At 42.6% G+C, this 13,778-nt stretch carries 8 protein-coding genes and 1 tRNA gene; 7 read left to right on the plus strand and 2 right to left on the minus strand.

From position 1 onward, the window contains the following. Position 1: 1 nt before the first annotated feature. From pknB to spoVM, 4 genes are read left to right on the plus strand one after another with little or no spacing between them, the layout of a single operon-like run. Positions 2-2,122 (plus strand): Stk1 family PASTA domain-containing Ser/Thr kinase, encoded by a 2,121-nt coding sequence (gene pknB / locus RBI_RS05185; protein ID WP_051706481.1) that lies wholly within the window; start codon positions 2-4, stop codon positions 2,120-2,122. A 3-nt stretch (positions 2,123-2,125) separates the two neighbouring features. Then, positions 2,126-3,010 carry a ribosome small subunit-dependent GTPase A gene (gene rsgA / locus RBI_RS05190; RefSeq protein ID WP_038671532.1) on the plus strand — a complete coding sequence of 295 codons (885 nt, stop codon included), beginning with the start codon at positions 2,126-2,128 and terminating at the stop codon, positions 3,008-3,010. Continuing rightward, complete coding sequence (locus RBI_RS05195) at positions 3,003-3,662, plus strand: thiamine diphosphokinase (protein ID WP_038671534.1); 660 nt, start codon at positions 3,003-3,005, stop codon at positions 3,660-3,662. Before rsgA ends, RBI_RS05195 begins: the two co-directional genes overlap by 8 nt. A gap of 43 nt (positions 3,663-3,705) precedes the next feature. After that, a complete protein-coding gene (spoVM, locus tag RBI_RS15565; protein ID WP_117856231.1) occupies positions 3,706-3,789 on the plus strand; it encodes a stage V sporulation protein SpoVM in 84 nt (27 codons plus the stop codon). 91 nt (positions 3,790-3,880) lie between these two features. On the opposite strand, the gene RBI_RS05200 is transcribed toward spoVM, so the two are convergent. Both RBI_RS05200 and RBI_RS05205 read right to left on the minus strand, forming a co-directional pair. Then, positions 3,881-3,967 (minus strand) — tRNA-Leu (locus RBI_RS05200). 105 nt (positions 3,968-4,072) lie between these two features. Continuing rightward, complete coding sequence (locus RBI_RS05205) at positions 4,073-5,416, minus strand: MATE family efflux transporter (RefSeq protein ID WP_038671536.1); 1,344 nt, start codon at positions 5,414-5,416, stop codon at positions 4,073-4,075. Between the two features lie 263 nt (positions 5,417-5,679). On the opposite strand from RBI_RS05205, the gene RBI_RS05210 reads away from it, so the two are divergent. The 3 genes from RBI_RS05210 (at position 5,680) to RBI_RS05220 (ending at position 13,751) form a co-directional block, all read left to right on the plus strand. Next, positions 5,680-8,397 (plus strand): PD-(D/E)XK nuclease family protein, encoded by a 2,718-nt coding sequence (locus RBI_RS05210; protein ID WP_038671538.1) that lies wholly within the window; start codon positions 5,680-5,682, stop codon positions 8,395-8,397. Further along, positions 8,394-11,642 (plus strand): UvrD-helicase domain-containing protein, encoded by a 3,249-nt coding sequence (locus RBI_RS05215; protein WP_038671540.1) that lies wholly within the window; start codon positions 8,394-8,396, stop codon positions 11,640-11,642. Before RBI_RS05210 ends, RBI_RS05215 begins: the two co-directional genes overlap by 4 nt. Positions 11,643-11,810: 168 nt before the next feature. After that, positions 11,811-13,751, plus strand: coding sequence for a diguanylate cyclase (locus RBI_RS05220; RefSeq protein WP_081855969.1), 1,941 nt, complete (start codon positions 11,811-11,813; stop codon positions 13,749-13,751). Positions 13,752-13,778: the final 27 nt, after the last annotated feature.

Here is a 13,778-nt window from a genome sequence, read left to right on the forward strand (position 1 = left end):
CATGGATTCTAATATCGGCAAAAAGCTAGACGGCAGATATGAGATAACCGAACTTATCGGCGTGGGCGGAATGGCTGACGTTTATAAGGCAGTTGACGTTATGGAAAACCGTACTGTTGCGGTAAAGATACTTAAGCCTGAGTTTTCACAGAACGAGGAATTTCTAAGACGCTTCAGAAACGAGAGCAAGGCTATAGCTGTACTTTCTCACCCTAATATCGTAAAGATATATGACGTGGGATTTTCTGACGAGATACAGTTTATCGTTATGGAGTATATCGACGGCATCACCCTTAAAGAGTTTATCGAGCAGCAGGGCGTGCTTAGGTGGAAAGACGCTTTGCACTTTGTAACTCAGATACTCCGTGCTTTGCAGCACGCTCATGACAAGGGTATCGTTCACAGAGATATCAAACCGCAGAACATAATGCTTTTCCCTGACGGAACTATCAAGGTCATGGATTTTGGTATCGCAAGATTTTCAAGGATCGACGGAAAGACACTTTCTGACAAGACTATCGGTTCTGTTCACTATATCTCACCTGAGCAGGCAAGGGGCGATATGACAGATGAAAGATCTGACATATACTCTGTAGGCGTTATGCTCTATGAGATGCTCACAGGCAGAAAGCCTTTTGACGGCGAAAATCCTGTGGCTATCGCTCTCAAGCATATGCAGGAGGATCCGGTTCCGCCAAGAGAGATCATGCCTTCTATCCCAGAGGCTCTTGAAGAAATAGTTATGCACGCTATGGAGAGAGATCCTGCAAGACGTTATCAGTCAGCAGCAGAGATGATAAAGGATATAGACACATTCAAGCTCAATCCATCTGTTGTTTTCGGATATAAGAACAGTCCTGTTCCTATCCCTGTGGCTGATAACAATAACAAATATTTTGACGATGAGCATAGTGAGAACTATGACGACGATGAAGAATATGAGGACGATGACGAAGAAAACGATGACGAGGAAGAAGAGGAAGAAAAGAAGCGTTCTTACGTTGTTCCAATACTCCTTGCTGTGACAGTTGCGGTAGTTATCATTGCAGCGTTCGTTATCGTAGGAGTTGTATTCAAGTCATTCAGCGGTTCAAACGGTATGCACACAGGCACAGTTACACTGCCAAACTTTGTGGGCAAGAATATCGTTCAGGTTGAGCAGGATTATAAGGATAAGCTTAAATTTGATATCACCGAAGAGTATAATGACCAGTATGACGAGGGAATAATCACATTCCAGGGTCAGGCAGCAGGAAAGTCTGTTAAGGAAGGCTTCACGGTCACACTTACTGTAAGTAAGGGCAAAAAAATGGCAACTATCCCTGACATGGTGAAGAAAGACGGCACTGTGGCTGAAAGCGAGCTTAAGGCTGCAGGATTTATGGTCGTTAAGAGAGATATATGGTCTGAGGATATAGCTTCAGGTCTTGTTGTGAAAACACAGCCGGCAGCAGGCGAGCAGTATGCCGTAGGTGCGACTGTTGCTTTGTTTGTAAGTAAGGGTCCTGTTGAAACAAGAGTCAAAGTACCAAGCGTTGTAGGTCTTACAGAAGAAAAGGCAGTTGCAATGCTCAAGGAGAACAAGCTCAAGGCTGAGGTCAAGGAGATAGAGCATGAGGGCGATAAGGGCAAGGTCATCGAGCAGGATACAGACGAAGGCACATATGTTGAGCGTGACACAACTGTTACTATTTACGTTTCGACCGGAGAAACTTCACCTGTTGAGGTAACATTCTCACTGCCACTCCCAAGTGGTATCCACGGCTCATATTCTATAGACATCTACAATAACGGCAACGTTGCATATACACAGAAGATCGGTAGTGGAGAATCTGTTGCAGGCGGTTCTGTAAATGTAACGGTAAAGGGCAAGAAGACAGAAACTCTGACTATCTTCATCACAAATGACGAAAATCAGCAGAAGTGCCGTTATGCAGTATATGACATAGATTATGATAAGCAGACAGCTACTCTTAGCGGAAGCCTGAATGAAAGCGGTCTGATCGACATTACTCCGACAACGACCACAACAACTACAACTACGACCACAACAACTACTACAACTACCACTACTGAAGCACCTGCACCGGAGCCTCAGGAGCCAGACGAGCAGGGTCAGTAGTTCATGAATGGAATAATCGTTAAAGCTATCGGAGGCATCTACTATGTAGAAGCCTCCGACGGCATTTATGAATGTAAGGCAAGAGGAGTATTCAGAAGAAAGAACATTTCTCCTGTAGGCGGCGACAGAGTTGAATTTTCATTGGAGGACGACGGAAGCGGAGTTATCGAGAAGATAGAGGAAAGACGCTCATTGCTTATAAGACCGCCTCTTGCAAATCTTGATATGCTTGTGTTCGTTTCGTCTACCTGCGAACCAAGACCTAATCTGCTGTTGCTTGATAAGTTTATTGCAATAGCTGTTTTCAAAAAAATAGAGCCTGTGGTAGTTTTTACAAAGATAGACAAGGAAAGCTGTGACGGGCTTGTGGACATATACAAGGGTGCAGGGATAAAGACCTTTCAGGTTGACAATACCACCGGTGAGGGCAGTGAAGCTGTTAAGGCAGTGCTGGAGGGCAAGCTGTCGGCATTTACAGGAAACACGGGCGTTGGCAAATCGTCACTGCTCAATAATATGTTTCCTGCATTGGGGCTTGCCACCAACGAGATAAGCAAAAAGCTTGGCAGAGGAAAGCACACCACACGCCATGTAGAGCTTTACAAGCTGGAGGGCGGTGGGTATATTGCCGATACCCCTGGCTTTTCGTCGTTTGATACCAACAGATATGATATTATTTTTAAGGACAAGCTTGCAGGCTGTTTTCCTGAGTTTCAGAAATACGAGGGCAAGTGCAGATTTCCTGATTGCAGCCACACAAAGGAAAAGGGCTGTGCGGTCATAGAGGCGGTAAAAAATGGCGAGATCGCAAAGTCAAGGCATGAAAGTTATGTGGAAATGTACGAGCAGGCAAAGCAGCTTAAGGAGTGGGAATACAAAAATGACTAAGAAATGCACTATCTTTTCAGGCGGTGAAGCGGTGTCGGCTCAGTGTGTGGCAGAATATAAGCCTTTTATCGACGATTCTCTTGTGATATCCGCTGACAAGGGCTATAAGCTTGCACAGGCAGTGGGCGTAAAGTCGGACATTATTATGGGCGACTTTGATTCCGCTGAAAAACCTGTTTTTGATAATATCGAGATCTTCCCCTCAGAAAAGGACGATACCGACCTTATGCTTGCCATAAAGCATGGCTTTGAGTCGGGTTGTGATGATTTTCTCATATTCGGTGCAACAGGCGGACGAGTAGACCACTTACTTGGAAATATCCAATCTCTGGGATATATTTTATCTTGTGGCGGTGAGGGAATGATAGCCGCAGATAGGGAGATAATTCGGCTTTATCGTGCAGGAAGTTACAGGATATATGACCGTGAGGGCTTTTCGTTCTCGCTGGTGGCATATACCGATAAGGTAGAGGGTCTGACCATAAAGGGTGCGAAATATGAAGTAGAGGACTGTCTGCTGACCAATGCTTTCCCACTTGGCATATCAAACGTGGTTAAAGGCTTTGATGGGCAGGATAGAAAATACGCTGAGATATCATTCAAAAGCGGCTATCTGCTGTCAGTACAGTCAAAAATGGTAACCGATTTTTGATTTTTGAATAATATAAACTATAACTATTCGGGAGGTAATACTTATGAAAGTTGTAGTTGTAAAAAGTCCAAAGGTCATATCGGGTTTAATGAGGCTTATTTTCAAGATCAAAAAGGAAGAAGAATAGGATAACTGGCGGTACTCGTGTGAGTGCCGTCGATTTTTTTGCTATAGCAGAAAAGCTCTTAGATCGCAAGACGACCTAAGAGCTTTTATTCTGGTGCCGCTAACCGGACTTGAACCGGTACGGGTTTTACCCCGAGGGATTTTAAGTCCCTTGTGTCTGCCTATTCCACCACAGCGGCATGCAAGATATATTATAACACTTTTTTTGCAAAATGTCAACGCTTTTTTGCAAATTACAAGTTGTTAAACGGAAATAAGTGGTAATGACAGAATAGTGGCAGTGTTTATTTTAAATCTTTTTGCCTTGAAACTGAAAATCTGTAGATAAATACAGATATCAAAGCGGTGACGACTTCTGTTATCCAGAATGCGTTCCATACGCCTGTTGGTCCCGTGAGCTTGCAGAGGAAGAACGCAAGTGGCAGTATTATCGCAATAAATCTGCACAGAGATATCATAAGCGACGGAATGCCCATGCCAAGCCCCTCCAGCGCACCTGATGAGGTGACGGATACTGCGGAGATAACAAAGCCGATACAAATTAGGCGAAGTGCTGTTTTGCCTATGGCGATAGTGTCAGCGTTTTCCGTGAAAAGCCCTATGAGTTTGGCTGGGAAAAGTGCGCATATGATAGTTCCTGCCGCCAATATCACACCTGTCATGTAAAGGACAATGCGGTAAATTTTCTTCACACGCTCCCTCTCACCTGCTCCGTAGTTAAAACTGATAACTGGTCGCATACCCTGAATAACACCATTTGCAGGTAGATAAAGAAAGGTCTGGAGCTTGTAGTAAATTCCAAGAACAAGCACATAGCTTTGTGAATATGCCGCAAGTATGCCGTTGAGGGCGGATATGAGAAGTGACGGCAGTGCAAGATTAAGCGTTGCAGGAATGCCTATGGAGTACATTTTTGCGATTATTATGCCGTCGGGACGCTTGTGTTTTGCGGAAAGTTTAACAGGAAGCTCACAGCGAAGATATGCTATTATGTATATGACAAGGGTCAGCACCTGACCGATACCGGTGGCGAGTGCCGCACCCTTTATACCCATCTCAGGAAAAAATCCAACGCCAAAAATAAGCAGAGGGTCAAGGATTATGTTTGCGATACAGCCGCAGAGCATACTGAACATTGATATCTTCATTCTGCCGACAGATTGGAATATCTTCTCAAATGCAATGGCAAGCATTAATGCAGGAGAGAATGTAAATACAATGTTGCAATACTTCACGCCAAGATCTACAACGTTTTTATTACTTGTGAACATAGATAGAAATGCAGGCATTATAAGTATACATATTATCATTAGCACAATACCATGCAAAGCCGAAAGGGCAAGCCCCTGAGTTGCGGCAATATCAGCCTTTTCCTTTCTGCCTGCACCAAGATATATGGCAATGACCGCATTGATGCCGATACCAAAGCCGATAGCAGTGGCACTTATAAAATTCTGCACAGGGAACACCAGTGAAAGCGATGTCATTGCGTCCTCGCTTATCTTTGCCACGAAAAAGCTGTCAATGATGTTGTAAAGAGAGTTTACAAGCATTGATATCACCATTGGCAGGGACATTGAAAGCAGAAGAGGGAAGATCGGTCTTGTTTTCATGAAATCACTGTTCATTAATTTTTTTACACTCCTTTGTCTGTGGGCAGAAAAAAAGCCGCACAGCCTGTTTGCTGTGTGGCGAAAAGTGACATACTGTCAGGAAAAATCCACGCAAGTTTTACAAAGTATATTTTAACATAGCGGTATGATTTTGTCAATAAATTTTCTTTAATATTTTGTTTCAAAAAAGTATACAAACACGCTAATTGTAGATTGACAAGATTTTTCTGCTATGGTAAAATGTTATTATGATAATTTATGTTAGGGGAGAAAGCGTAATGACTTTTATAGAGTGGCTCAAAGACTGTAATGAAGCAGACCCTTTGACTAAAAAGGTTTACATATGTAATGATTATCTCAACGCCGAGAGAATGTTGGAGAACGCAAGCGGTGAAAATATTGTTATAAGGCTTGAAAGATACACAGTCGCAGATCATGCAAAGCATATTATCGAAACCAGTGCCGAGTATATGGACAGCAGGATAATAACACTGTCAAATGCTGAGGGCTGTGAGATAGTAAGACGTATTATTGATGAAAGCGGTATAAACTATTTTAAAAGCGATGACCATAATGCCTGCATGGAGATATTCAAGACAATATCAGAGCTTAGAATGAACTGTATAGACCCTGATTCATTGTCCTTGGACAGCAGACGTATCAACACGCTAAGAGCGATCTTTCAAGCGTATGAAAGCAAGCTTTCAGACAGCAAACTATATGACAGTGCAAAGCTCATAAGCATTGCCAGCGGTCTTATAAAGGCTGGTAAGGCAGACGTGAGCAACGTTCATTTTGCATATGACAAAGAAATAGAAGCTGACAAGCTGACAGCGGAGTATATAGGGCTTTTGTCTGATCCTGCGGTTATAGATAACATGGCTGATATGAGCGATGAGCAGTATCAGAATGGTCTGAGAAAATTAGCACAAAAGGCGGAGCTTTGGAGAAATTATGGCGTAACAAACGAGGTGGAGAGAACTGTTCTACATATCGTGAACAGTGGTTACGAGCTTTGCGATACCGCTGTGCTGTGTCCAGATGACGAGTATATGGACTTGCTCATGAATATGTGCGATCAATACAAAGTCCCTGTGGAATTTCCTGAGGGCATTTCATGCAGACACAGTGACGTTGTTGCATTTTTCAGGGCAATGCTCAAATGGTGCAAAAATGACTATAGATTTGACCTTTTCAAAGATGTGATGCTTTCGCCTGTTTTCAAATATGAGGAGAAAGTAGAGGACGGCAAGACCAAAAGCAAGGGCAGGATATTCCTTGAAGCACAGAACTCTGGAAACGGCTGGGGCATTGAATGGTATAGCACAAGGAATAGTCAGGTGTTCAAGGACTTTTATAAGTTCTTTAAAAAAGAAAATGTCAGCGCAAAAGAGTTTTACGGTGGCGTGCTGAAATTGGTGAATGAGTATGTGAGAGGTACAAACGCTGAGCAGAGAAGTTCCATATCAAGCGTTAAGGAAGCTTTGATAGGCAGATATAGATTTTATGCAGACTATGACAAGAGTCTTAGCTTGCAGGAAACAATGACTGAGATCACCGACATTGCAGAGAACGCAAGGTATTCTTTGCCTGCATCAAAAGGCGCTGTTACCTGCTGTCTTATGGGGTGGTATTCTGCGCTTTTCATGAAAAACATATATGCTCTTGGTCTGACAACAGGAAGATTTCCTGTCATGCAGGACGAGTCGCCTGTTCTGAACGATAAGGAGAGAGAACAGCTTTTCGGCAACCGTGACCATTGTTCTGACTCTATCGAGCGCAGAAAGCTCACTGACCTTGTGAGAACTGTTCTCATGGCTGAGAGAGCAAACCTTGTTGTAAGCTGTAGTGTTTATGATACCGTAGAAATAAGAGCGCAAAGCCCGTCGGCAGTGTATACTGTTATTGCGGCTGAAAAGGGCATTGATGTAAACAAAATAGAAGTGTATGATTATCTTTCCGACAGACGCAAGGTGAGCGTGCGTTCTGAGATATCATTAAACAGTGCTTTTCTTAACAAGGCAGAAAAAATCGGGCTTCATGATGACGGTGCAAAGCAAAGCGAAAGCCTTACGGAGTATCTTGATAAGCAAAGAGAAAGCCGTATAGATATATTGCGTGAAATGTGCGAAAATGAACATTTTATCATTTCTGCCACAAGCCTTTCGACTATGCTTCAGTGTCCGCTGAGGTTTTTCTATGAGCGTATTGCCCATGTTGAAAAGCCGCAGGAGGTGGATATAGACCGCAGTGCATGGCTCAAAGGCAATGTCAAGGGAATGTATATACATGAGATAATGGAGAATTATGCCAAGACTGTGCTTAAAGGCAAAGGTGCGAATGAGGTGTCTGAAACTGTTGACAAGGCGATACTTGATGAGATATTCGAGAGCGTTTCTAAAAACTATCTCCGTAACTATCCCCCTGTGGATATGACTGTTGCGCAGAGTGAGAGAGAGGAATATTACAACTGTGTCAAAGCTTATCTTGACGAACTGCACGGCGATATACACTCAGGCAAACGTGAGGTCGTTGAGGTCGAGTATCCGTTCAACGGTGATGTGGAGATAGGCAAATATACAGTCACCATAAGGGGCAGGATAGACCGCCTTGACAGGATAATAGACGGCACAAAGGTGTCATACCAGATAGTTGACTACAAGACGGAGGATATCAAAAAATTCAGGGAAAAGCTCCCAGAAGACCCACAGGATCATATTTATGCACTTGCGCTTGAAAATGGTTGTACGCCTGTGGGAGAAGTGAGCGAAAGTGATATCGTTGCCGCAGATTACGTTTTCATTCTTGAAAAAGGGAATTGCCATGTAGTTAACAATAAGGATAATTCTGGAATCGAAAACATGATAACAATAACATTTAAGAAAATAGTAGAAGAGGGCTTTAAAAAGTGTATTGTGAATAAGAATGATAAAATTACTCCATGCACGTTTTGTCCTGCTTATGAAGAAGTTTGCTCAGGGGGTGCAACAGAATGAGTGAAGAACAGATAAGAAGCTATATAATAGACAAAGACAGTTATGATAAGAATATCCTTGTTGAAGCAGGCGCAGGTGCAGGTAAGACAAGGCTTATAATACAGCGTGTTATAGGTCAGATAGGCGCAGGTATACCTGTTGAAAAGATAGTGCTTATAACTTTCACCAACGCTGCTGCAAACGAGCTTTATGAGAGGATACAGGCAGGGCTTACGGAGAATATCGCAAAATGCAGCGGTGAGGAAAAGAAGCTGTATGAGAACGCTGTTATGAATTTACAGCGCATGAAGATAAGCACTATACACAGCTTTTGTTTGAGTATGCTGTCAGAACAGCCTTTTGAAGCTGACCTGCATTTGGGATTAAAACTTGCCGAGGACGGTGAAACAAAGCAGGCACAGGCTGACTTTTTCGAGAGATATTACCGCACAAATGGTGCGAACATAGAAGATTTCGGCTTTCTGAACAGCAATCAATATAAGCTCAGAGACAGCCGTGTGAAAAACTTTCTTATGGAAACATTTCTTGAGTGTGCTGAATACAGAGATGTTGAGTTTGTTAGGGATAAAAGCTATGACAGTGTGACATTTGACACCATAAATAAGCTTGCCTATAAAGAAATGTGTAACTATAGGGATAGTCTTGTGCGTGCATTCTATAATGGTGCTTTGGGTGGAAAATACGAAGATATAGCAGGTTTTCTTGTTGGTGATGTGACAAAGTTTTTTCCTGATAATATGAATGTCTACGACCCAAAGTATAATTATGTAAAAGTCTGCGCTAATCTTAAAGCTTGCAAAAAGTTCCTTGAGCCTTTTAATAAGACTAAAATTAAGAAAGATCATCCAAAGAGCAATGAGAACATGGCTATTTTCAGCCCAAGTGGGTTTGATAATGTAAAGAAAGAAAATGCACTATATTCCCTCAACAAGACGGCAACATATATAGAGCAGGCTGTGAAGGCTTATCAGGAGAGTGAAGACGGGGAGAACGTTTCAAATGACGGGCTTTTGTATCACACTCACGAGCTTCTCAAAAACAGCAGTGAGGCAAGAGCGTTTTTCAAAGACAAGTATTCCTGCATTTATATAGACGAGTTTCAGGACACTGACGTTATGCAGACTGAACTTCTCCTGTATCTTTGCGCTGACGACAGCAATCTTGTAGCAGGCGGTGATATATGGCAATGCCCGCTCCGTGACGGTGCGCTGTTTGCGGTGGGCGACCCTAAACAGTCTATCTACGGCTTCCGTGACGCCGATATCAGGCTTTATAACAAAATGAAAGCCAAATTCCAGAACAATAACGAGAAAAACTGCGAGTTTTTCTCACTTGATTACAACTTCCGCTCTGATGAGCAGCTTATAGCTTGGGTAAATGAAAAGTTCCAGCCTGAAATAAACGGCAAATATGGTATGACGTACAGCGATATGATATCAAAGGCTGATAAGCCTGCGGCTGTTTCCGACGATGTTATCAGAGGGGCGTATTTTGTCAAAGATCCAGGTGCTGAAAGTGTGGCTAAGATAATTTCAGACCTAGTGAAGGTCGGAAAGATATTCGACAAGGGTGTGGAAAGACCTATAAAATACAGTGATTTTCTTCTGCTTCTTTGGAACACAACTCAAATGGAGTTTTATTCAATGGTCTTGACAGATCGTGGCATACCATACACAATGTGGGGCAAACGTCCTCAAAAAAACAGTCTGGTGCTGAAAAGATTTATTGCTCTTGCAGAGTTCGTTTTTGAAAGCTACAGCCCTACCGCAAAGGAAAAGGCTTATTCTATCCTTTGGAGATGTAGGCCTGACAGCATCGATTTTGAAGACGCTGAAATTGACGTAGACGATTATGAACAAAACTGTGAAAGCAATGACGCCACGCTTGTTGCAGTAAAGGCGTCTGCCGATACTGTCAATGAGCCTATAGCGAAGCTATATAAGATACTTGATTTTCCTGAGCTTCTTTTCGATAATACCAGCAACAGAGAATATGAGCTTTCAAATCTTATCTATCTTCTTGAAAAGTGGGAAAAGCAGGATTTTGCAGGAAGCGGCGAGCTTATGGACATGATGAAAAACGAGCTTTCTGTGCTGAAAGAAAAAGAGCTTATCCTTGACAGCAGTGAGCAGAACTGCGTAAGGCTCATGAATCTTCATAAGGCAAAGGGTCTTGAGGGGAATATCGTTATTATGGCGGAGGCTAAAAATCATAAATTCAGCGGTGGAAAGTACACCGACCTTGTGGCTAAAAGACAGGTCTATGTACCTTTGAAAACAAGCGATTATTCATATATGGACTATCTGACATTCTACCCTAATGAAAGGAAGCAGGCAGAGGATAAATATTTTGGCGAACAGCTCAGGCTTGAATATGTTGCGGCCACAAGAGCAAAGCAGGCTTTTATATTTGTGTATACTTTTGAACGGAAAAAACCTGTGATCGACAAACTTACAATGAGCAAAATAGGCAGAGAATTGCCGCAGATAAACAATGCCACAGCGCAAAGTGCTGTGCAGGCGGCGCAGATAAACGTCAAGGATATATTCGACGAGGTGAACAACAGCCGAAATGCTTTTGATGAAAGCGTTAAAAAGCTCAGTGAGAAATATGTTAGCAAAATCACTCCTAGCCACCTTGAGGACGGCAAAAAAGTCACTATACCAAGTGGAGTGGAGAAACTGTCTTATGAACGTCCAAAGGGCATAGATATCGGTCATATGGTACATCGTGCCTTTGAGCTTGCGGTGAATATGCGTGGGAAGCTGTTTCCGTATAACGAAACGCCACAGCAGAATGAGCTAATTCAGAAGATTGTCAGCAGAGCGTATCTCGACTTTGAGGACGAGTGCAGTTCGCAGGATTCTGAGAGCTTTTATAAGGACTATATCAACTATCAGCTGCACAGCTTTTTGAAAGATAAGGATATCGAAAAATTGCTCAAAACTGCGCAGGCGGTGTATACAGAGCTTCCATTCTACAGTATGGACGGCAATGAATACAGCAACGGAGTTATGGATCTTGTGCTTAAAATGTCAGACAAAAGCTTTATCATAATCGACTATAAGACCAACATACAGGAAGAAGCCGACAGAAAGCTTTTTGAGGAGAGAATTTTAAAGACATATCGTTCACAGCTTGATTTCTACGAAAAGATACTCAGAAAAATGCTCTCGCTCAGTGAGGAAACTGAGGTGGAGTGCCATATTTACTTTATGAATGACGATAAATATATGAAAAACTAGAGCAAAGTCGTTAGAAATATGAATGAGTTAATATTGTGAATAATATTGTAATTTGTATCGTTCGGTTGACAATGTGATTGAGGTGTGGTATAATAAATCAGTTAATAATGTCGAAAAAAGTAAAAAAAGCAACAATAAGTCTACACTAAGCGTAAGGAGAACGTGAATATGGACGTGTACAAATTATGGACCTGCGATGATAACAGCGAAAGCCAACTGAGTTCTACCTCTTCGGAGATAGAAAAGGAAATTGACGTTCTCAGGAAAACTTTTGATTTTGTCAGGCTTCTGAAAGCGGACGGTCCTCATGGAGTGAGCGGCTGCGTTGAAAATCCATGTCAGTGTTTTTCTTTTTGGAAAGTGGACGAGCCTTGTGAAAACTGTATATCCTTAAAAACTTTTATTGATAAAAAGCCGAGAACTAAGCTTGAATTTATGGGAACTGACATTTATCAGGTCTTTTCAAAGTATGTTCAGGTTGACGGAGAGCCGTATGTTATGGAGCTTATCAAAAAGCTTGATGAGGACTCTCTGCTGGGTGTTCAGGACAGAGAAAAGATAATGAATAAGCTGTCAAAATATCATAAGGCAATGTATACTGATGCATTGACAGGTGCGAGCAACAGGAGATATTTTGAAGATAAGCTTAAAAAGTCCCATGTGCCTGCGGGCGTTGCGATGATAGATCTTGACGACTTCAAGGTTTATAATGATACATGCGGTCATGACGCAGGAGATATGGTGCTTGTGACAGTGGTTGATGCTATAAGGCGCTGTATTAGAAAATCTGATGTGCTTGTGCGTTATGGTGGCGACGAGTTTTTGCTTGTCATGCCTGGTATTCAGGAGGACGATTTTGCCCATAAGCTCAGGAAGATAAAACGAAATATCCATGCGGCAACTGTGCCAGGGTATTCAAATATACGTCTGTCAGCAAGCGTCGGCGGCGTTTTCTCTGATGGCAATAGCCTTGACGAAGCTGTCAGCAAGGCTGATAAGCTTATGTATCAGGCAAAGACAAAGAAAGATACAGTTGTCACAGATGGTCACGAAAGTGTTGCCGGTGAGCCTCAAAAGCAGGAGATACTTATTGTTGACGATTCAAATATAAACAGAGAGATACTCTCTGAAATGCTTGGCAATGAATATATCATACATGAGGCGGCAAGCGGCGAGGAGTGTATTGACCTGCTTAGTCAGTATGGCACTGGAATTTCACTTGTGCTTTTAGATATAATCATGCCCGAAATGGACGGATTTGAAGTCCTTGACTATATGGCGGAACATCATTGGATAGATGATATCCCTGTTATAATGATATCAAGCGAGGATTCTGCGTCCTCTATAAGAAAAGCATATGAGTTTGGCGTTTCTGATTATATCAGCAGACCCTTTGATTCACGCGTTGTGTATCAGCGTGTGTTCAATACCATTAAGCTTTATGCAAAACAGCGCAGACTTATTTCCCTTGTCAGCGACCAGATGTATGAAAAAGATAAAAACAACCGTATGATGATAAGCATACTCAGCCAGATAGTAGAGTTCAGAAACGGCGAGAGTGGAAGTCATGTGGTGAACATAAAGCGCATAACGGAGCTGCTTTTGGATAGGCTTCCCATGCGCACAAACAAGTATACTGTCAGCGGCACTGAGCAGCTTCTCATACCAATGGCTGCGGCACTCCATGATATCGGCAAGATAGGTATTGACGATAAGATACTCAATAAGCCCGGCAGGCTAACCAAAGAGGAGTTTGAGATAATGAAAACTCACTCCGCTATCGGAGCGAATATGCTTGAAAGTCTTGAGCAGTTCCGTGACGAGCCACTCTTGAAGATAGCCCATGACATATGCAGGTGGCACCATGAGCGTTATGACGGCAGGGGCTATCCTGACGGACTAAAAGGCGACGAGATACCGATATCGGCTCAGATAGTTTCTGTCGCTGACGTTTATGACGCACTTGTCAGCGAGCGAGTTTACAAAAAGGCGTATTCTCATGAAAAGGCTATGGCATTGATACTAAACGGAGAGTGCGGCACATTCAACCCTGTGCTTGTCGAATGTCTTAAAGATATTCAGAACGAGCTTGCAAAGGGCGTAGAATAAGAGATGATATGATTTGTAAGGAGTGTC

Source organism: Ruminococcus bicirculans (ex Wegman et al. 2014), from assembly GCF_000723465.1.
In the GTDB taxonomy this organism is placed as follows: domain Bacteria; phylum Bacillota; class Clostridia; order Oscillospirales; family Ruminococcaceae; genus Hominimerdicola; species Hominimerdicola aceti.

What these genes read in the sequence shown, in the direction of transcription:
- pknB (WP_051706481.1), top strand. Translation starts at nt 2, where the DNA reads ATGGATTCTAATATCGGCAAAAAGCTAGACGGCAGATATGAGATAACC.
- rsgA (WP_038671532.1), top strand. Translation starts at nt 2,126, where the DNA reads ATGAATGGAATAATCGTTAAAGCTATCGGAGGCATCTACTATGTAGAA.
- RBI_RS05195 (WP_038671534.1), top strand. Translation starts at nt 3,003, where the DNA reads ATGACTAAGAAATGCACTATCTTTTCAGGCGGTGAAGCGGTGTCGGCT.
- spoVM (WP_117856231.1), top strand. Translation starts at nt 3,706, where the DNA reads ATGAAAGTTGTAGTTGTAAAAAGTCCAAAGGTCATATCGGGTTTAATG.
- RBI_RS05205 (WP_038671536.1), bottom strand. Translation starts at nt 5,416, where the DNA reads ATGAACAGTGATTTCATGAAAACAAGACCGATCTTCCCTCTTCTGCTT.
- RBI_RS05210 (WP_038671538.1), top strand. Translation starts at nt 5,680, where the DNA reads ATGACTTTTATAGAGTGGCTCAAAGACTGTAATGAAGCAGACCCTTTG.
- RBI_RS05215 (WP_038671540.1), top strand. Translation starts at nt 8,394, where the DNA reads ATGAGTGAAGAACAGATAAGAAGCTATATAATAGACAAAGACAGTTAT.
- RBI_RS05220 (WP_081855969.1), top strand. Translation starts at nt 11,811, where the DNA reads ATGGACGTGTACAAATTATGGACCTGCGATGATAACAGCGAAAGCCAA.